The organism is Brunnivagina elsteri CCALA 953, assembly GCF_002289455.1.
Lineage (GTDB): Bacteria > Cyanobacteriota > Cyanobacteriia > Cyanobacteriales > Nostocaceae > Brunnivagina > Brunnivagina elsteri.
This window is the reverse complement of record NZ_NTFS01000069.1, coordinates 1-20,716: the sequence shown is the minus strand read 5'-3', so window position 1 is coordinate 20,716 and position 20,716 is coordinate 1. Positions and strand designations below refer to the sequence as shown.

Genomic DNA, 20,716 nt, shown 5'->3' with positions numbered 1-20,716 from the left:
CATTTTGACCAAACAGGAGCGCGTGTTGGTGGAGTCAATCACACAACAAACGTAATTTGTAACCCTTTATATACAATTTATCAAACGACAAGAAATAAAGACCGTTTGAGTGTATTAAAGGTGTTGCAAAACACAACTGGGCTTGAGTTTGTGCTTAACTCGCTCACATACGAGTTATTAGAGACTTTTAACATACCAATAAAGTGGATTAATCAACTCCAGTTATTGCCTCAGCAAAAAGCTTTTACAGAAACTGAGTTTAATGCGTTAGTTGATGAGTATTTAAGTAAATTAGGTTCTCAACATCGTACCCGCCTATACGAAGCAGCCGCAATAGCATTTTATCATCAGCAATCAAATATTCCTGTTATCCAAACTCTACTGTGTGATGATGCTCCGCAGTTCAAGTTACTAACTTCGGATTTAGCTTTGTGTTGGGTACACGTTGGCGAAGCCTTCCCGAAGGGTAGGACGGCACTATAAAAAGTTAACTCCATTTGTTGCCTGCCATCAAAAGATTCTAGATGGCTTTTTGGAAAAATTCTGGATATATTACCGAAAATTATTAGCTTACCAGGACTTCCCTAACCCAGATAAAGCCTCGGAACTGAGGTCAGAATTTTGGATACTTTTTGCGGATGAAACTGGTTATGAGCAGTTAGATAATCGAAAACGATTAACTGCTGCAAAAGCCTTTATAACTACTTCTTGTTTTGGAACATCCAGAATTACCCTTACATAATAACCCTGCGGAATTAGCTGCTAGGACTATGGTGCAGCGACGGAAAATTAGCTATGCTACCCAAACTGAACAAGGTACAAAAGCATGGGATATTTTCATGTCCCTTGTTGCCACTACTCGTAAATTAAGTATCAGCTTTTTTGAATATATCCGCGATCGCATTTCTTTGATCGGAAATATCCCATCTTTGGGCAGTATTATTCGGGACAAATCTTCGCTTAACCCGTTTGGTTGGTCGTGGATGCCAGAATAAATCTTTACCCCGAAGTATTGATGGGATACCTTTATAGGATTGAACAGCTATAGTAATGAAGCGTAATTATTCACTCCCCCCCCTGTAAAATGCTCGAAACCCTTGATTTATCGTTGAGAGGTAGGGGGGAGTGTGAAAGGTTACAATGAAGCACCGTTTGAGGCATCAATGTTAGTTCATTTTAGACAAAGAAGAGATATTGAATTAGTGAATAGAATGAATAGAAGCATGGTTAATAATAATGAAGAGAAAATCAATAAAGAAGAAACAGAAAAAAAGTTATTAGCGCTGAAGATGGAGAAGAAGAAATAGATGAAGATAAAAATAAGGGTAAATTAAAGTTAGATGCAACTTGTGTACCAGCAGATATTAAATATCCGACAGATTTAGGATTACTAAATGAAGCGAGAGAACAAACAGAAAAAATAATAGATATTCTGTATGAAGAGTTGGATGAAAACGAAAATAAAAAACCAAGAACTTACAGAAATACAGCTAGGAAAGAATATTTAAACTTCGCTAAAAAACGACGACCATCGAAAAAACAAAGAAGAAAAGTAATAAAAAAACAATTACGATACCTGAAAAGAAACGATTCACATATAGATAGACTAATAGCACTTGGAGCCAAGCTAGAGTGGCTAAGTGCCCAAAAATATAAAATACTATTAGTGGTAAATGAAGTATACCGACAACAGTTATTCATGTATGAAAATAGTCTTTCTCGTGTTGACGATAGAATAGTGAGTTTAACACAACCTCATGTCCGTCCAATCGTGAGGGGAAAAGCTGGTTCATCGGTAGAATTTGGAGCTAAATTATCAGCTAGTTGTTACGAAGGATACGTATTTTTAGATCGGATTAGTTGGGATAATTTTAATGAATCGGGTGACTTAAAAGCACAAGTAGAAGCATTTAAAGCTGCAACAGGATACTATCCAGAATCAGTGCATGTAGATCAGATTTATCGAAACAAGGAGAATAGAAAATGGTGTAAAGAAAGAGGAATCAGAATTAGTGGTCCACCATTAGGAAGACCACCAACAAATGTCAGTAAAGAAACCAAAAAGCAGGCACAATTAGACGAGAGAGATCGTAATTGTATTGAAGGTAAATTCGGAGAAGCAAAAAGAAGATATAGTCTCGACCGAGTGATGACCAAACTTTCTAATACTTCTGAAACAGCCATTGCTATAACTTTTCTAGTCATGAATCTTTCCGCATTACTGCGGCGGATTATTATGACTTTTTTTTGTATCTATTTTAGGAAATACTGTGTTTTTCCTATTTTTAGATTTGGATGATTAGAAAATATTATATTTACTCAAATTGATTCATATAATGAATTATGTTTTCACTTACAAACATTGTTAACTGATTCTTGGTCTGGCTTAAATACGACTTTTTCAGCAAGCCCTATTTAGGGCTTGCTGAATAACTATAAAACCCTTAGAGAAATAGTGATTGAGGTCGATAGGTCGGTAAAAAGTGCAAGAAAATCAGTTAAAATGGCTCAAAACCCTAACATCAACAGAGAAAATGTATCGAAAAATTGAGACCGTAGCTACCCCAATAGAAAAGTTTGAACTGCCATTTGAGGGGCAATTGGCGGAAGATAATAGATGGGTAATGATGGCTAATTTAATTCCTTGGTCAGAGTTTGAAGATGAATATGCCAAACAATTTACTTTGGAAATGGGGGCAGCGGAAACTTGACGGGGGCTGTGCCTCCGTCAAAGTTTTCAAGAACCAGCGAAGTCTTTTCGGACAGCTATAGGAGCTTTAATAATCAAGGAAAGATTGGGACTAAGTGATAGAGAAACAGTAGAACAAATCAGAGAGAATCCTTATTTACAATACTTTATCGGATTGAATAGATATAGCAATGAAGCACCATTTGAAGCATCAATGTTAGTTCATTTTAGGCAAAGAATAGATATTGAATTAGTCAATAGAATGAATAAGAGTATGATTAAGAATAGTCAAGAGAAAGAGAGTGAAGAAGAAACAGGAAAAAAGTTATTAGTAACAATGGAGAAGAAGAAAAAATAAATGAAAATGAAAATCAGGGTAAATTAAAATTAGATGCAACCTGTGTACCAGCAGATATTAAATATCCGACAGATTTAGGCGAACTTTGCCACGGGGATACTCCCCGGTGGCAAGATTCGCGATTATTGAACGAGGCGAGAGAGCAAACAGAAGAAATAATAGATATTCTGTATGAAGAGTTAGATGACAACGAAAATAAAAAACCCAGAACCTATAGAAATACAGCTAGAAAAGAATATCTAGACGTAGCGAAAAAACGACGACCATCGAAAAAAAAAAGAAGAAAAGCAGTAAAGAAACAACTACAATATCTGAAAAGAAATCTATCACATATAGATAGACTATTAGCCTCTGGAGCCAAGTTGGAGTGGCTAAGTGCCCAAAAATATAAAATACTATTAGTGGTAAATGAAGTATACCAACAACAGTTATTCATGTATGAAAATGGTCTTTCTCGTGTTGACGATAGAATCGTGAGTTTAACACAACCTCATGTCCGTCCAATCGTAAGGGGAAAAGCTGGTTCATCAGTGGAATTTGGAGCCAAGTTATCAGCGAGTTGTTACGAAGGATATGTATTTTTAGACCGAATTAGTTGGGATAACTTTAATGAATCAAGTGACTTAAAAGCGCAGATAGAAGCTTTTAAAGTAGCAACAGGTTACTACCCGGAATCTGTACACGTAGACCAGATTTATCGCACCAAAGACAATAGAAAATGGTGTAAAGAAAGAGGAATTAGAATTAGTGGTATACCATTAGGACGACCACCTAAGAATATCAGTAAAGAAACAAAAAGACAGACAAAATTAGACGAGAGAGACCGTAATTGTATTGAAGGAAAATTTGGTGAGCCAGCGCGTTGCGGGGGTTCCCCCCGTTGTAGCGACTGGCGAACCCGTAAGGGAGAGGCTAAAAGAAGATATAGTCTCGACCGACTAATGACCAAACTTTCTAATACTTCTGAAACAGCCATTGCCATAACTTTTCTAGTCATGAACCTTTCCGCATTGCTGCGGCGAATTATTATGACTATTTTTTGTGTTTATTTTAGGAAATACTGTATTTACCCTATTTTTAGGTTTGGGCGATTAGAAAATATTATAATGATTCAAAGTGACTCATATAATAGTTTATTGTTTCCACTTTAAGCATTGTTAATTGATTCTCGGTCTGCCTTAAATACGACTTTTTCAGCAAGCCCTATTTAAATTCTAAGATGGTTTAGTTAAGATGTTATAAAAGTCTTTTTTACGAACCGCCAAGACGCAAAGAACGCCAAGTAGGAGAAGAAAAAATGCTTAACTAAACTGTATTTAATTGTTGATAGAATTAAAATATTTAATGTTGGGTTGCGGCGCGAAATATACTTCTCGTTTAACTTCAAATTTATATTGTGCGCCTTTATCCAACCTACGGAATATAATACTACTTAACAAATTGTGGCATTATTTCGGCTGCGGTAAATATTCCATGAATTCCACGTTTGTGAAGTTGAATTCCGGCTTTTAAATAACCAAATGCGGGACCACAAACGTTTGCTGCCATACTGGTTTCATCACCTAATGTAAACGTATGGGTAGAAATTTTCCCTTCAAAGGTACGTCCGGTAATTTTGACGTTCGTACTTAGGGGCTTTTTCGGGTTGCGGGTATCAACTATACCACCTACTGTAACGCGATCGCGATCGCATATTCCTGCCAGTTCCAACATGACATCATCGGCATGTTCCATGTTTTCTAATGTTAAAATGCCGTCAGTTTGATCTAATAGCGCTTCGACTTCAGCATCTGTCATTGCTCTGGCGACTTCAACGCTGTAACCTGGCATGTGGGCAATATCTTCGCGAATTGTGGCACGATATGCTTCCCAATTGGCAATTCCCACACCGAAAGTAATCTTGACTTGATGTACCTCAGCATAGCTTTGAGCGGCTAATGATGCTGCTGCGGTTAACAAACCTGGTGTTGCCCCACATCCTGTCATGTAGGTAATACCTGCTGCTGCCAGTTCTGCTTTCATTCCCAAAAGCTGTTCGACTGCACTGGTACGTTTAATCGCATCGACGAGTACACCATGCCAACCTAGTTTGATAAACTGCTGGGCAACCGATGCAATAAAATCATTGGGAAGGTTAGGTAATGCTAAAAAGTAGCCATCGATGGGACAACTACTAGCAATTAACTCCTCAATACTCTCAGTGGATATTTTTCCATGTGGTTCTAAATATCCTAACGAGCCTTGTGACTGATATGCCGCAATACATGATGAAGCATTTAATCCTTCGGCAGCATGAGCGTAACCATTTTTATCTGCTGCTGCTACTAATATCATCTCCCCTTTGGGTGCGAGAAGTTTGGCTGCTGCTTGCCCCAATCCCCCAAAACCCAATATTCCTACACGCATCGCTGCTGGCATATTTATCAAACCTTTTGCTTGGTCTGCACTCAATAGATCGAAATAGATCGAAATTGTGAAATCATTTTATCATCCAATGCACTATGTCTTACGAATGGTTTTTCATTTATAAATATTTAGATTAATTCTATAGTAATGATAAATATTTTCAACAAGTTTTACCGCGATCGCATTAATCCATAACACCTAAACCCTTATTAATCCTATATTTTTCACTTTCTTGTACTTACATTGCAAGTTGCTTTTCCAGCTTGACTAATCTAAAAAGTTAAGGGAAACTTACATATAGTAGACCTGTTACCTAAGAAAAGTAATAATTTTTGTAAAGATTCTGAGATATATATTTTGAGGGATGGAACATTAGTGAACAAATGACAAATTTGTACCTAATGCCTATGTACCAATGGCTACGGATTTAGCCTGACGGTAAAACAGTGTAGTCCGAGGGTACTTATACGTAGTTGTCGTAAAAATGGAAACATTAGAGTTCATTATCTATCCAGATGGTCGAGTACAAGAAAAAGTTACAGGTATTATAGGTGCTTCCTGTGCTGAAGTAACTGCGGCAATTGAAGCACAGTTAGGACTAGTACTTAATCATGAGCCAACCTCGGAATTTTTCGTACCTCAGCAAGTGCAGCAATCTACTGTGACAAACACGCAGACAAGTTTCAGCGATTGGTAAGTTTTTGATCGATAGATTGCATTGATTAAGTTTTCAAGTTTGTTTAGTTTGACAACAATCACATTTCACAAAAATCACCAAATACCATGTCACATTTTAGCCAAATCAAAACCCAAATCCGTAATCTTGAATCTTTGCAGGAAGCACTCACTGAATCAGGCATTGATTGGAAGCCAGGACCTTGCCAAGTCAAGGGTTATCGCGGTCAAACTCATGATGCGGAGATTGCGATCGCGCAAGATAATGATTACGACATCGGCTTTCGCTGGAATGGTCAGGAATACGAACTTGTAGCCGATTTGCAGTACTGGCAACAGGATTTATCAGTGGAAGGGTTTTTGCGTAAAATTACCCAGCGTTATGCTTTCCAAACAGTGATGAAAGAAACTGCCCGTGCGGGGTTCCAGGTTGCCGAACAACAAAATAATGAAGATGGTTCGATTCGCTTAGTTGTACAGCGCTGGAGTGCCTAATCCAAATTCACCGATCGGTGGAAGACGGTTGTACAATGAAAGGAGAATTAGTGTAATGGCTGATTTTGTAACATCTCCAACAGATGGAGATGATAACCGCTCTGGATTTGAACCGGAATTGGGGGGATTTTTACGAGATGCTCCTGAAAGGTCTGGTTTTGAGCCAGAATTGGGGGGAATGTTGCGCCAAAAGGGTGTTTATGTTGATGAGATTACCTGTATTGGCTGTAAGCATTGTGCCCACGTTGCCCGAAATACGTTTTACATTGAACCTGACTATGGGCGATCGCGTGTAATTCGACAAGACGGGGATTCGGAAGACTTAATTCAAGAAGCGATCGAGACTTGTCCGGTTGATTGTATCCATTGGGTTGATTATACCGAACTCAGAAATTTGGAAGATGACCGTAAATATCAAGTAGTTCCTGTTGCTGGCTATCCTGTGGAAGGGGCTGTTGCGGCTTCCCAGAAACGGCTGAGAAAGCAGAAAGCAATCAATAACAAAAAATCCCGTTATTAGCCATTAAATAGTTAATTTGAATCGGGATTAAGTCGATATTCAGTTATAAAAAAGGGTTGTGGTAGCAGCCTTTTTTTATTTTAAAGGGGTTGGGTTTCGCGATCGCAAAACCCAACCTAAGAAAATACGAAACTGTCAATATTTTTATCTACCGACTTATCACGCATAAAAAAACCTGGCTAATTAAATTAATCAGGTATAAAAATCAACATAATTTTTATTTAATTTAATCGTTTTCAGGGAAAGTCTGAACTTTGCCATCTGGACTAAAAACAGCACGAATCCGTACAGTTTGACCATTCCGATTTGGAGATACGAAACGTTCGCCAATTAAAGGCATTCCCGTGCGATCGATATAACTACGTGAGGCATTTCCAAGGGGTAGAATCCGCTCGATTGTGCCGTCAACACTAACTAATAAGCTATATTCCAAACTTTGCTTTAGCCCTGCGGGGGGTTGCCAACGTTTTCGCAGCGCAGTTCTAGCTTCCGCAACTTGAGGTGTATCAAAAATAGTGCCGCTTTGATTATTCGGACGACTGCTAGTTCTGTTATTTCGGTTGGTATTGCTTGGGGTAGTCACTTGACCAGAACTATTTCGAGCATCGCGGAGTTTGTCAATTAATTGCGAAGTGTCGTTAGTATTAGTGCGGGAATTGACTTGAGTTTGCGAACCACTGCGGGGGTTTGCAGGTTTTGGTTCTGGTGCTAATTGTGTTAGTGCAGAAATATCTGGAGGTAAGTTACTTACAGGTAAATTAGTTGTCGGTAAGCGACTACTTGCTGAACTTGTAATTCCTGTTTTCGGAGATGTTGCCGTGCGACTTTGACTAATATTCGGTTGAAAGGCAATTGAAGCAGGAAGCGATGGTGGTGTTAGAGGGAAGTTACTAGTTGCAATGTTAGGTAATTTCGGATTTACAGCTCCAGGTACTTTAAAAGCGCTTCTTGATGAGGGTAAAGGTGTTGAGAAGCCGAAATTAGAAGAAATTTGTGGAGCCGAGGGATTAGTTGAATTTGCTGGTAGTTGTGCGATCGCACCTGGATTGACACCTGGATTGATACCTGGAGACACTTGTGCAGTGGGAACCCCAGCAGCGTTGGGGATTGGTAAATTTGCGGCTCCTGGTGGTGGAGTGGGTAATCCGAGAGCGGGAAAGCTCTCTTGTGCTGATAAATTGGGTAAAGGCGTTGTTAGTGCCTCTGAAGCTGGTGTTTGCAGGGCAATAGTTTCCTGTTTGGAGGTTGCTTTGCTCGCGGTTTGTTGTTGTCTTGTGCGGTTTGCGTACTGTAAGGTCAGAGGTGTTAAACCCACTGCCATTGCCACAACTGCCGCAACAGGTGCCCAAGCAGGGATACGGGCTGCGCTTCTGCGACTTGTGTTGAGATTGGGTAATGCCAATACGTCAGTGGAGTATTCGTCAAGGGCAGATGCTAAATCAAATAGTTGGAGTAGGCTGAGTTTTACTCCTCCAGGGATTTGGGGAGTTAATGAACCGAGAAACAAATTATGTGATAAAGGACTACTAGGTTCTATATAAATATCGCTTCTGGGGTGGATTCTGGGTACTTCGGGATTAAATGGTTTTCCTAAGGTACTTATTGGCGATGAATTATTTTGAGTATCTTGTACTTCTGTGTTGTTAATGGCTGAATTTGTGTTTCCCGATGCCGAATAGCTTTCCCAAAATTGCTCTGGAGATTTTTGGAGGAACTCCTTGACGTAATCTGCCACCACTGCACATAGGGCTTCAAGCCGATCGCGATCGCCTCTGATTGCGATCCTCTCTTCTTCTGGCAGTCGCGGATCGTCAAAACGAAGTTCAAAGCGTAGCTGCTTGAGAACTGATTTTCCCATCCACTGCGACAAGGGGGAGTTTTGCGCCTTAACTTCCAGCGTACAAGTAGGAGGTGTATAGCGACGGATGACAGAATTTGATAGAGGCATAGCAGAAGGTGCAATGGGGGACAATTAATTTTGGATTTTGGATTTTGGATTTTGCGAACAGTTGCGTGTGTGGGTTAAGAGCGTTGGGCAAACTTTTCAAGATGGATTTTGGATTTTTTGTTAGTAGTTGCTTATTGGTTACTAGTTATTTAAGAGGGAATTATTTTGTTCATTCCCTATTAATTACCTATTATCCTGTTAACAACCGACCAATCTAAAATCTAAAATCTAAAATTTGGTTGAGCGGTCGAGAAGTGTTAGCCAAAGACGGCGATGACCACCTTGACCACTATAAAAAAGTAAATCGACTAGCAATTTTAGCGCCAAGTGGGTTAATAAATCCGTGGAGATTTTTTCGTCTTCCTCCATCCGCTCTTGGTAAGTGTTGCAGAAAGCGTCAATGTAATCTCCAAGCAAGGCAGCTTGATGGGGTTCGCGGTTTGTTTCCGCCATTTGTTCTAGCAAGCTGACTGCACGACGAATCAATTCTTGGTGCTGTTTGGCAAGGTGGCAGATAATGAGAACAAGCGATCGCGCTTCTTCTACATCTAGTTTTTTCCGCCCTCCTTGCCCTTTACGTAATGGGTTCGACTGGCGCAGTCGCCATAGCGCCACACGATCTGGCACTTTTGACTCTAAACCTAAATCGATAGCAGCAGTAAGCATCGCTTCAGAGCCAATGCCAGTTAATGTTTCTAGCGCCAACAATACTAAATCCAACTGGGCTTTGATATTATCCCATTCTGTTAAGTTGGGAGTACCTATTTTGGTTAAGTCCTCCCACTGTGAAGTTGGATTGGGGGAATTGGCGGCAGGGTGCATAACTTTTAGCATAGGTGATCGGGCTGGTAGGGGCTGTTGCTGTTACCCATTTTGAAACCAGACTCTTGGCAGTTTCGATTGGTTTCTCACCCCGGTATGGTGTTGGATGTTGGGGAGTAAGAAGAACGAAAGCGGGTTTGGGACTGGGGAGTAGGATGAATTATTTCCCCCTTCTCCTTTTTTTGACCCTTTCTTTTTCACCCTTACTCTTATTTTATCCAGTAGCTTGTAGCCAAGCGTCGATAATTTCGAGTGATTCGGTAAACAGCATTTTATCTTTGTCTTACTCTAAGACGAAACCCATTTTGAATAAAGTCCAAGCTCAAAGAATTATCCTGACTTTAACTAGTACAAATGGGCTAATAGTCGATGTAATTTCTCAGCAAACACTAATTTATACTGCAAAATCTGCGTTAGCGCAGCTTACCGTAGGTATCGCATTAATCTTGAAATCTCTTGAGATTAAGTTTAAGCAAAGTGTTAGTGACTAACAGCAATTGCTTTGGCGAATTCAATGCTTAAATTTTATATGCAAATAATGTCGCTTTTGACAATCCCCTACTAGTGATAATTTTTGCTAAATAAATTTTAATAAATGTAAACAATCGTAACACCACTGCCACCGTCGGTTTGGGCTGCGGCTTCAAATTTGTTAACCCTGGGATGCTGCCGTAAATATTCATGGATACCCTGACGCAGTTTGCCAGTGCCATGTCCGTGAATAATCCAGATTGCTCCATTTGCCTCAGAAATGGCTTTATCTACAATTATTTCCGAGTCAGCTACCCGTTTTCCGCGTAAATCGACGGTATTTTTGGAAGTACGAATCATGGGAGTATCAACAGGTTGGGTCACACTTTGATTTTGCCCCTTGGTTTCATTGTCTTTTCGTCCTCGCGTCTTCTCAACAGGTTCCGGCTTTTTCCCATCCAGCGACTCAATATCAGCCAGCTTCACGGTCATTTTCATGATGCCAAAGCGAACATTTAACTCCCCATCTTCATCAGGTGTTGTTAAGACTTCGGCAGTTTGTCCTAACTTGGGAATGCGAATGCGATCGCCTACTTTTGGCATGAATCCAGCAGGTTTTGTTTTGGTCTGCTGTTTCTGAATAAATTTTTCGGAAATCTGATTTAATTGAGTTGTGGCTTGTTGGGCATCTTGGGCGGTGGGAGTACCTTGTTGTAAGCGGCGAATTACTTGGGCAATTTCAGCTTTGGCTTGGTGGATTGCTTGTTGTACTGCCACTTCTTGGGAAGCTTTCAGGGATTTTTCTCGCTCCTCCAAATTAGTCGCTTTGTCGGATACTTCCTTGTATAATTTCTCCGCTTGCTGTAATAACTTCTGAGCTTCTGCGGCTTTGGTTTCTTGGCGTTTGCGTTGCGCTTCCAAGCCAGCGATTACCTCGTTAACTTCGTCATTTGCACCACCCATTTCCTGTTTTGCAGCTTCGACAACTTCAGCTTTCAACCCCAAACGACGTGCGATCGCAAGGGCATTTGAACGTCCGGGAATTCCCCACAGTAAGCGATAAGTTGGTGACAAAGTAGCCTCATCAAACTCCACTGAAGCATTTTCAAAGCGTTCATCTTGATACTTCAATGCTTTGAGTTCGCCAAAGTGGGTACTAGCCATTGTCAGCAAAGCATTGTCAGCCAAATAATGTAGCAAAGAAATCGCTAAAGCACTTCCCTCTACTGGATCGGTTCCTGCTCCTACCTCGTCGAGAAGTATTAGGGATTGGGGATTGGGCACTGGGGATTGGGAAAAAACCTTTTCTTGATTTTCTGCGACTTCTCCATCTTGCCGATTCAAGCTTCTGGATTCCCCATTCTCTGCTTCCAGAGCATTTAGAATCCGACTAATTCGGCGAATGTGACCAGAAAATGTCGATAAGCTTTGCTGAAGCGATTGTTCATCACCAATGTCAGCCAAAATTAAATCAAACCAAGGTAATTCCACAGGTTCGCGGGCAGTTACAAATAAACCCACCTTTGCCATTAAAGCGGCTAATGCTAGCGTCTTTAATGTTACCGTTTTCCCACCCGTATTTGGACCAGTAATAGTGACAACCCGAATTTCCGGCTGAACTAACATATCCACAGGAATGACATCGTGTCCTTGTTCGTGTTGATTTTGCCACACCAGCAACGGATGTCTTAATTGCCGCAAAGTAATATTTTCGTTGTTTTCGCGGTTAATAAAACGGGGAGGATTGGCTTTCAACCAGAGGCTATAACGGGATTTTGCGGTAGCTAAATCTAAAGTTGTGACAATTGCTAAAAGTCTTTCTAAATCGGGTTTAACTACGGCGACTTCTTCTGTTAATTTACGACGAATTACCTCACTTTCCACTTCTTCGCGCCGAGTCAGTTGTCGAAATAGGTTGCCCATTGGCACTACAGAATTAGGTTCGATGTATAAAGTTACGCCACTTGTAGATGTGTCGTGAACGATACCAGGAATTACATCTTTATGGGAAGCCTTCACAGGAATCACAAACCGATCGCCACGTTGGGTAATAATTTGCTCCTGTACCGCATTCGATTTCACATGGATGATATTATGCAGCTTTTGGTTGATTTGGCTGCGTACCTTGCGTAATTCAGCGCGAATCTCAGTCAATTTTTGACTAGCACGATCGGTTACTTGTCCGCGTTCATCGATACAACGGTGAATTTCCTGCTCAATTTCCGGATAAGTTCGCAGTTCAGCCACCAACTCAATTAAAATTGTCAAGTCTTCATGGTTATCGATCACACGTCGCAAATTTCGCGTACCAGCTAGAGTAGTTGCGATCGCAAGTAATTCATCCCCTGCCAAAATACCTTGGAGTTCAGCCCGTTCGAGGGAATCTCCAATATCTTGAATCCCATCAAAGGATAAACTGGTGGTGAGACGACTTTCGAGTTCGTATACTTGTTTTGTTTGCGCTAATAATTGCTCGCTTTCGGATTGCGAACCAGGAATTTGCAGATGACGGGATGCGATCGCGCCTAATTTTGTTGCCGCAAAAGTAGACAAATGCTGGCAAAGACGCGACCATTCGAGTAGTTCTAGGGTTTCAGATTGAATCAAGGGAGTGAAAAAGGAAAATCTGAAGTTATGTTAACAATATTAGCGGTTTTGCAGCCTATATATGTCGGGATAATTTTTAACCGCATTCTCGAAAAAATGTAGAGACGTGATATATCATGTCTCTCTGTATTCATCACGTCTCCATAAGGGTTACAGCGAAACAAAGCGTCCTTATTTATACTGATTAATTATCAAATTAACTAGTATATGCAATATTTTCTTGATTTATTCTTCACTAAATTCAAAATTAATTCGTGTATAAATATCATTAAAAGTAATTTCAAAATTAACCGAACTTAACTTCAAAATAGAATTTTCACCTTCATATTCTTGAAAAATCCATTGTCCTTCACGCTGTTTTATATATTGTTCCACCGCAAAACTATATTGGTCAATTAATATATATTCTTGAAAACTAGGAATTGAACGGTAATATTTGAATTTCTCGCCTTTGTCATAATTTTTGGTTGAATTTGATAAAACTTCTACAATTACTAAAGGATTTGTAATAATAGTTTTACCACTTCCATAATATTCCGGTTCTCCTTTGATAACAATCACATCAGGATATGTGTAAATACCATATTTGTCTATCCACAATTTGACATCATTTATGTATATATCATAATTTTGACCTTCAATTGCATCAGGAAACTTCTTATAAAAATTTCCGGCAATTTTATTATGATTGGTAGTACCTCCGGGCATTAGTCTAATTTCTCCATATATATATTCATTTCTAAATTCACTTTGTTCCTCAAGTTCTAAATATTCTTCTGGGGTATAGTAGCGCTTTTCTGTTTGCAACACCATTTTGATCACCTTTGTTGATGAGAGGGATTTTGCGATGAGTGAAATATGAATGTTCTAGACCTTTAAAAAAAAAAACTATAAATTAATTTTTGATAAAGCCAATTCGATTTGATGGGGTAAATTTATTCCAATTTTTTGCCTTAATAAAATCAATTCTGGCATCAAGATTATTCCTATATTTAAATAGTTCAATTATATAGAGAATAGACTAGATAAGTATTTCGCAATAAATATATACATCGGGGATAGATTTTTTACTTACATGTGAACAATAATTGAATCATGAGTGATTTCAATATAGGAGTGGTTATTAAATAACTCTGCTAAGGATTGTAAATTCGCTGTGAATAATGTTTCTAGCTCTAAGTTGTTAATATTACCTGTTGTAATTAGTAGTAATTTGTAAGGTTCTTTAATCGTTAAAAAAGAATTTAAAAAATCAGAATCCTTGGTAATTACTACACGATTATCCCTCATTGAGATAGCATTAATTTCTGTATCTGATGTTGCATTTTTATTTGGTAAATCTTTTGTATGGATTGTGTCGTAACCCGCAGATTCTAGGAATCGAGCGAGTCGAACAGGTAATTGAGCATCAACAATAAATTTCATGAAGCAATTTTATATATGCTTTTAACTTGGCTAAGACGAACGGCAAATTGCAGAGAGGCAAGAATATCTTCCCGTTCTAAATCGTCATAATCGGCTAAAATTTCATCCATTGTCATGCCAGAGCTAAGTAATTCGAGAATCAATTCTACAGGATAGCGAAGTCCCCTAATACAGGGCTTGCCGTGGCAAATATCAGGATTATAGGTAATGCGTTGTAAGAGGTTACTGCTCATATTGTTGTTTTTGACAAAGCTTACACTTCTTTGTATAGTCTAGATTCACTAATTCTTCAACTAGCTGAAAATTTTGTTTGATGGTCAAAAATCCATCCTACGGATTATCTTATGTTGCTGATTAATCTTTGATAAAACCAGGTCGATTTGATTGGGAAAACTGTAGCATCTCTTCTAGTTTATCCCAATTTTCGCATTCAATTAAATCAATTATTTGATTAAGATTATTTCTATATCCTTGCAGCGAATCTAACAAAGCATCGCGATTATATTTCGCCATCATCACACCTAATTCGGGATTACCACCACCAACCCGACTAGTATCTTTAAACCCCGAACTCGCTAAATTTTGCGCCAATTGTAAAACTTCCAAATCACCATTATCAACACATGCTGCAATTAGAGATGCACTAACCATCACAGGTAAATGGGAAATCCAACTGACAGCTTTATCATGCTGTTCCGGGGCACAAAAATAAATATTTGAACCTAATTGTTGAACTAATCCCTCAACAACCGTAATCGCCGATTTTGGCGTAGTTAATGTTGGCGTTAATACATAAGGGTTTTCGACAAATAAATTACGCAAAGCCGCTTCAATACCGCTTTCCGCCGTTCCCGCCATTGGATGACCACCGATAAAGTTGTGCCATAGTGAAGACACCGCTTGAACTATCGGTAATTTTACTGAACCCACATCTGTTAAAACAGTAGTCGCAGGCAAAAAAGTTATCAATTGCTCAACAGTGGGCACAATAATTCCTAGAGGCGTACAAATGAAAACGACTTCTGCGATCGCAAGTACACTCAAATCCACCGATGCTTCATCAACACTGCCAATAGCCATAGCTGTTTGACAACTAGAAGCGCGACGGCTAACACCGATAACGTAATGCCCATGCGATCGTAAATCCAAACCCAAGGAGCCGCCAATTAGCCCCAATCCGACAATACCAATATTCATAAGTGATTTTGAAATTATCAATAACAAGTTATTTCTATATTAAATTTTTCACAAAACATAGGGAAAGAAGACTTTTCCCTCTTATTTTTAAGCTGGCAAATCAGGGGTAGCACGAATGAAGGCAGAGGAATTCTTAGAAAAATACGCTCTTGGAGTACGAGACTTTAGCGGTATTGACCTTGGTGAAGCAAATTTAAGCGGCGCAAAACTCACTGGTGTCAACCTCAGCCAAGCAAACTTAAGTGTAGTTAACCTTAGTGGTGCAAATCTCAACAATGCTAATTTAAGGTTTGCCAAATTAAATGTCGCTAGACTCAGTGGTGCCAACCTCGTCAATGCTGACCTCAAAGGTGCTAGCCTCAATGTCGCTAACTTAATTCGTGCCGATCTCAGTCGTGCCATCCTCAGCAAAGCTAGCCTAATTCGCGCCGAATTAATCCGTGCTGACTTAAGTAGGGCTGACTTATTCCAGGCAAACCTCAAAAATGCCGACTTGCGGGAAGCAACACTCAGGCAAGCAAACCTCCGTCAAGCAAACCTCACCGAAGTCACCCTCAAAGGGGGATTCCTCACAGGAGCAAACTTAGAACAAGCAATACTCAATAATATAGACCTCTGTCGTACCGACTTAAGCGGGGCAAATCTTCGTGATGCCGAACTTCGACAAGCTAATCTCACCCGCGCCAATCTGAGTGGTGCTAACCTTAGTGGTGCTAACCTACGCTGGGCTGATTTAACTGGTGCAAACCTACGCTGGGCTGATTTAAGCGGTGCAAAATTAAGCGGTGCAAACCTTAGCGGTGCAAATTTAAGTAATGCTAATTTAACCAATACAAGTTTAGTACATGCCAATCTCACCCAAACCAAGTTAATCAAAGCTGAATGGATCGGTGCTGATATAACAGGTGCAACTTTAACAGGTGCAAAGTTATACGGAGCATCCAGGTTTGGCTTAAAAACCGATGGTATTACCTGCGAATGGATTGACTTAAGTCCTACGGGAGACTCGTCAATTATTCAATATTTCACAGCAGAAGATGCACGGGACTTTTTTAATGCGACCTCACCAACTATTCGTATCATTGTAGACAAACCTCTCGACCATGAATCCAATTTTGCGACTTCTGGTGCTTACTATCAAATTGCTCAACAGTACCGTCAACTTAGACAACCTCCCTGTATAGAGATTGGCAGACGACGAACAGTGTTTACTTTTCGCTTAGAGAATGATGAAGCATTGTTACCTATCGCTTGCGTAGCGATATTACCGTTTAATGATGCAAAAAATACTCAACAGAATTTGTTGGCATCCGTCGAAATGATGAAAAGCGATGACACATCTAATGATGGTTCCATACCATTCCATCGCATCCAAAAATTTAACCAGTTGTTAGAAGAAGCATTAGGATATGCTGATAAAATTAAACAGATGAAAAAAATTCTGGAATTGGTAGCAAAGCTAGGTTTCTTTCAAGCTCCAACACAAACCATCTTGACTAATTCCAGCTCGCAACATCTGATCATTTACGAGCATCCCAATTTTGGCAAAAGGCTGATTAACCGTTCTGATGTCACCGATAATGTTTACGATGATAACTACAATGAAGTTGTAAAATTTAAGCCATTTTCAGTAAGTGCAGTTATTGATTTTGTCAAAGGTTTTCATTTTATTGGTTAATAGTTAATAATTGGGGCATTGGGCATTATTCTTTTCCCCTTTTTCTTCCGAATAACTACTAACTACTAAGGAATGAGGATTTATTAATATACAATTCTTTGTAGGTTGGGTAGAGGCGAGTGCGTAACCTAACATTAATCTACATAATCAAGATTTATATTTTATTGAATTCAGATACCTAACCCATAACCATTAACTACTTTAAGAGAATAACCATGCGTGATTCATTTAATAAAATGATGGGTAAGACTCGTTATGTAGTCTGCCGTCTTTTCGTACATTTGGCTGGTTCGGATGTTGCGCCAATTTTAGGTTCGTTAAATGCCACAGCCAGGGATGCAATGAATTCTGATGGCGATTTAGAAGTTTTAGGAGAAGGTTTAGTTCACGTTTGCCAAACCTTGCTGCAATACGATGAATATTGGACATCCGCAGCTAACGAAGGTGATGTATTTTGGAGTGAGGGGGAGGCAGGAGATTACGTTAACGATTTATTTACCGATTCTGCTCAACGTTACTTAAGTGAACCTGACTTTAGTTCCATCAGTTCTGTAAATGATTCCAATCAACCTTTATCTATACCTGTAACCCGCAATGTTGTTGTCATGCTAACAGCAGCATTTACAGGGGAGCTTCTCGAACTAGAAAGTGATTTGTCAAACATTCAAGCGTTAAAAGAAGGTTTGAAAGCCTTAATCAATTTGCATTACAAACACAAATTGAAAGCTATTCAAGTTCACTTTTCACCCGCACAGTTGGGTGATGAACTCACAAACGACCAATTGTTACAACATTACCCGGAGTTAATCCCACTATAAATGGTTGGGAAGTCCGTACTCACAAAACTCACAGAAACAGAAAAGAAGTTGTTAAGCTCGGAGATGGGATAACAGTGAATATATTCATGAAAATTTTGCGTAAATTTACAGTCGTTGTGTTGTCGCTCAGTTTATGTGTAACTGCGGTTGGTTGTGGTGGTGGAGCAAATCAAACTACTTCACAATCGACACCACAGGCAAGTAGTGTTAGCCAGAATTCTAAACAAAACTCGAATTCGGCTAAATTGGCTGATGGTCAATATGAAGTACAGCAGGCAAGCTATGACGACGGTGATGGTGGGTATACGCTGTTTTTGCTCAATAGTAACCCACCTAATTTTAAAACCGAAAATTTACAGATGGCTCGGTTGACTGATGATGAAGTCAAAGAGGGTAAAAAATCTTACTTGAAGGTTGAAAATAGGCAGCCGTCTTTATATTTGACTCCCGATTTCAAAATTGAATATGTTCATAACGTGACCGAAACTAAAACCAATCCTCAAACTGGTCAGCAAGAAACTGTCGTAGTGCGTCAGCAAAATAGTTTCTGGACACCTTTTGCTGGTGCTTTGGCTGGTCAAGCGATTGGTAGTTTGTTATTTAGACCGCAGCATTATATTCCCCCTGTTTATCAGCCTGGTGGAGTACTTACTGGTTATGGTGGTTATGGTCGCAGTTATGATGATGCGGTTTCTAACTATCGCACCCGCTATAATGAGCCTCCTGTGGCTGTTCGTAATCGTACAACTTTCAGAACTACTGGAAATCTACGCAGCAATTATCCGAATAATCAAAATGTGAGAAATCAGCAACGGGTAAACAATGCTAGCCGTGCGACTGGTTCGGGTTTTGGTGGCAGTACTCTGAGACCTTCGGGTAATTCGAGTTCGTCAAGACGAAATTCGGGTAGTAGTTTCGGTAGTGGTGGACGTTCTTCGGGTAGTAGTAGTCGCCGCAGCAGTGGGTTTGGTAGTAAAAGACGCTAGATAATATGTAGGGAATATATACAGAGAGACGCGATGTATATATTCCCTACATTCGTACATTTGGGTTGTTTTTTAGACTGCGATATGCGTTTGAAGTTAGGCTTTCGCGATCGCAACTGCTTTTTCCCAGCGTCCGACTACTTTACCCATGACTGCTAGTTCTTGCATAAGTTTGTCGAATGCATCGGGGGTGAGGGATTGGGGACCGTCTGACAGGGCTTTTTTGGGATTGGGGTGAACTTCTATCATTAAAGAGTCACAACCTGCGGCAATCGATGCCATAGCCATTGAGGGGACGAATTCTGACCAACCTGTGCCGTGGCTAGGGTCAATCATAATTGGTAAGTGGGTGAGTTTTCGCAATACTGGGACTACTGATATATCTAAAGTGTTACGGGTGTATTGACGGTCAAATGTCCGAATACCGCGTTCACACAAAATTACATTCGGGTTTCCTGCTGCCAATATATATTCGGCTGACATTAACCAGTCTTCGATTGTTGCTGCCATGCCTCGCTTCAAGAGTACGGGTTTGGGTTGTGCCCCGACTTTCTTGAGTAGGGAGAAATTTTGCATGTTTCTAGCCCCTACTTGAATCACATCAGCAACTTTGACGATTTTATCTAAGTCGGCAGCATCCATGACTTCTGTAATAATACCGAGTCCGCTTGCCTCGCGGGCTGCTGCGAGTAGGTCTAATGCGCTTTCGCCATGTCCTTGAAATGCGTAGGGTGAAGTCCGAGGTTTGTAAGCTCCACCACGCAAGAATTTGGCTCCAGCAGCTTTGACACGCTTTGCCGTTTCGACTATCATTTCTTCGTTTTCTACGGAGCAGGGACCAGCAACAACAGATACAGGATGATGTTGACTGATGATGACATCACCATCTGGGGTGTTAACTACAACCTCCGATGCTTCACCCTGGCGATATTCTCGACTAGCGCGTTTGTAAGGTTGTTCTACCCGTAATACTTGTTCAATCCAAGGACTAACTTCTTGGATTTGTAAAGGGTCTAAGCTAACTGTTTCTCCGACTAAACCGATTACGACTTTGTGTTTACCCACGATTTTTTCGGGTGATAGTCCCCAAGTTGTTAGTTCCTCATTGATGCGGTCGATTTCCGCTTGGGGGGAACCAATTTTCATGACTACGATCATATGTAAATTCCCTGATAATTTTTGTTTTGATTTTTAAAGGTTTTTGGTTTTTAATGGTTTTGTTTAAGTTTTTTTTAAGATAAACCTCGTCCATGATGAAACCCGGAGTTTTTTTAGCGATTCAAATACGTCATTGCGACGTAAGGTAGACGCGTTAGCGGCTACCTTCGGAAGTCACTTCGTGCCTACCCACAGGGTAGCAATCTCAAGGTCTTTATGGAAAACTACAGTTCTCAAGATAGACGAGGTTTAGCTGCGAAGTTGGAGTAACAAGGGAGATTGTTGTTCCTCTGTAATTGATGCATCTCTAACCTAAAGCGATATATAACAGTTTAGAATAAAATGAAGTCAAATTTACCAAATCTACTTGACTTTTTTTTACTAAATTAGGACTTACGCACTGTACAAAAGAGCTATGTTGTGTATCAACGTAAATGCGTTGTTTCATGCGTTTCTAAATTAC

The 20,716-nt window shown here is 40.0% G+C and carries 17 protein-coding genes and 3 pseudogenes; 11 read left to right on the top strand and 9 right to left on the bottom strand.

The genetic code is table 11. The features are described from left to right. The 4 genes and pseudogenes from CK510_RS33325 to CK510_RS08795 all read left to right on the top strand — a co-directional run. Window positions 1-483 (top strand): annotated as a pseudogene (locus CK510_RS33325) (hypothetical protein); the annotation flags it as partial. A gap of 230 nt (window positions 484-713) precedes the next feature. Further along, entirely contained in the window at window positions 714-995 is a 282-nt protein-coding gene (locus CK510_RS33320) for a hypothetical protein (RefSeq protein ID WP_245911977.1), read from the top strand. Window positions 996-1,142: 147 nt separating this feature from the next. Beyond that, window positions 1,143-2,299, top strand: a pseudogene (locus CK510_RS08800) (IS5 family transposase); the annotation flags it as partial. A 235-nt stretch (window positions 2,300-2,534) separates the two neighbouring features. Next, window positions 2,535-4,198, top strand: a pseudogene (locus tag CK510_RS08795) (IS5 family transposase). Window positions 4,199-4,475: 277 nt separating this feature from the next. Here CK510_RS08795 and bioU read toward each other — a convergent pair. Further along, window positions 4,476-5,465, bottom strand: coding sequence for a (S)-8-amino-7-oxononanoate synthase BioU (bioU, locus tag CK510_RS08790; RefSeq protein WP_095721346.1), 990 nt, complete (start codon window positions 5,463-5,465; stop codon window positions 4,476-4,478). Window positions 5,466-5,937: 472 nt separating this feature from the next. On the opposite strand from bioU, the gene CK510_RS08785 reads away from it, so the two are divergent. From CK510_RS08785 to CK510_RS08775, 3 genes are all read left to right on the top strand, one after another. After that, entirely contained in the window at window positions 5,938-6,150 is a 213-nt protein-coding gene (locus CK510_RS08785; protein ID WP_095721345.1) for a DUF2997 domain-containing protein, read from the top strand. A gap of 86 nt (window positions 6,151-6,236) precedes the next feature. Then, entirely contained in the window at window positions 6,237-6,623 is a 387-nt protein-coding gene (locus CK510_RS08780) for a DUF1257 domain-containing protein (RefSeq protein ID WP_095721344.1), read from the top strand. Between the two features lie 55 nt (window positions 6,624-6,678). Next, window positions 6,679-7,143 (top strand): ferredoxin, encoded by a 465-nt coding sequence (locus CK510_RS08775; RefSeq protein WP_095721343.1) that lies wholly within the window; start codon window positions 6,679-6,681, stop codon window positions 7,141-7,143. 226 nt (window positions 7,144-7,369) lie between these two features. Here the strand turns inward: CK510_RS08775 and CK510_RS08770 are convergent, their stop codons facing one another. Then, on the bottom strand, window positions 7,370-9,091 hold the full coding sequence (locus CK510_RS08770) for a DUF4335 domain-containing protein (protein WP_095721350.1): 1,722 nt from the start codon (window positions 9,089-9,091) through the stop codon (window positions 7,370-7,372). Between the two features lie 228 nt (window positions 9,092-9,319). Continuing rightward, a complete protein-coding gene (locus CK510_RS08765) occupies window positions 9,320-9,925 on the bottom strand; it encodes a DUF3038 domain-containing protein (protein ID WP_095721342.1) in 606 nt (201 codons plus the stop codon). Between the two features lie 293 nt (window positions 9,926-10,218). Between CK510_RS08765 and CK510_RS30900 the strand changes: the two genes are divergently transcribed. Further along, window positions 10,219-10,404 (top strand): hypothetical protein, encoded by a 186-nt coding sequence (locus CK510_RS30900; protein ID WP_143289248.1) that lies wholly within the window; start codon window positions 10,219-10,221, stop codon window positions 10,402-10,404. 97 nt (window positions 10,405-10,501) lie between these two features. On the opposite strand, the gene CK510_RS08755 is transcribed toward CK510_RS30900, so the two are convergent. The 5 genes from CK510_RS08755 to CK510_RS08735 all read right to left on the bottom strand — a co-directional run bounded on the left by CK510_RS08755 (window position 10,502) and on the right by CK510_RS08735 (window position 15,613). Further along, a complete protein-coding gene (locus tag CK510_RS08755) occupies window positions 10,502-12,991 on the bottom strand; it encodes an endonuclease MutS2 (protein ID WP_095721340.1) in 2,490 nt (829 codons plus the stop codon). A gap of 225 nt (window positions 12,992-13,216) precedes the next feature. Then, window positions 13,217-13,804 carry a Uma2 family endonuclease gene (locus CK510_RS08750; protein ID WP_095721339.1) on the bottom strand — a complete coding sequence of 196 codons (588 nt, stop codon included), beginning with the start codon at window positions 13,802-13,804 and terminating at the stop codon, window positions 13,217-13,219. 258 nt (window positions 13,805-14,062) lie between these two features. Then, window positions 14,063-14,416 (bottom strand): DUF5615 family PIN-like protein, encoded by a 354-nt coding sequence (locus tag CK510_RS08745; protein ID WP_095721338.1) that lies wholly within the window; start codon window positions 14,414-14,416, stop codon window positions 14,063-14,065. After that, window positions 14,413-14,649, bottom strand: coding sequence for a DUF433 domain-containing protein (locus CK510_RS08740; protein ID WP_095721337.1), 237 nt, complete (start codon window positions 14,647-14,649; stop codon window positions 14,413-14,415). Before CK510_RS08740 ends, CK510_RS08745 begins: the two co-directional genes overlap by 4 nt. A gap of 121 nt (window positions 14,650-14,770) precedes the next feature. Further along, entirely contained in the window at window positions 14,771-15,613 is an 843-nt protein-coding gene (locus CK510_RS08735; protein WP_095721336.1) for a prephenate/arogenate dehydrogenase, read from the bottom strand. A 115-nt stretch (window positions 15,614-15,728) separates the two neighbouring features. Here CK510_RS08735 and CK510_RS08730 point away from each other — a divergent pair, with 115 nt between their 5' ends. The 3 genes from CK510_RS08730 to CK510_RS08720 all read left to right on the top strand — a co-directional run bounded on the left by CK510_RS08730 (window position 15,729) and on the right by CK510_RS08720 (window position 19,095). Further along, window positions 15,729-17,291 (top strand): pentapeptide repeat-containing protein, encoded by a 1,563-nt coding sequence (locus tag CK510_RS08730; RefSeq protein ID WP_095721335.1) that lies wholly within the window; start codon window positions 15,729-15,731, stop codon window positions 17,289-17,291. Between the two features lie 215 nt (window positions 17,292-17,506). Further along, a complete protein-coding gene (locus tag CK510_RS08725; RefSeq protein WP_095721334.1) occupies window positions 17,507-18,109 on the top strand; it encodes a DUF1517 domain-containing protein in 603 nt (200 codons plus the stop codon). An 80-nt stretch (window positions 18,110-18,189) separates the two neighbouring features. Further along, entirely contained in the window at window positions 18,190-19,095 is a 906-nt protein-coding gene (locus CK510_RS08720) for a hypothetical protein (protein ID WP_095721349.1), read from the top strand. Between the two features lie 96 nt (window positions 19,096-19,191). Here the strand turns inward: CK510_RS08720 and aroF are convergent, their stop codons facing one another. Beyond that, complete coding sequence (aroF, locus tag CK510_RS08715; RefSeq protein WP_095721333.1) at window positions 19,192-20,253, bottom strand: 3-deoxy-7-phosphoheptulonate synthase; 1,062 nt, start codon at window positions 20,251-20,253, stop codon at window positions 19,192-19,194. Window positions 20,254-20,716: the final 463 nt, after the last annotated feature.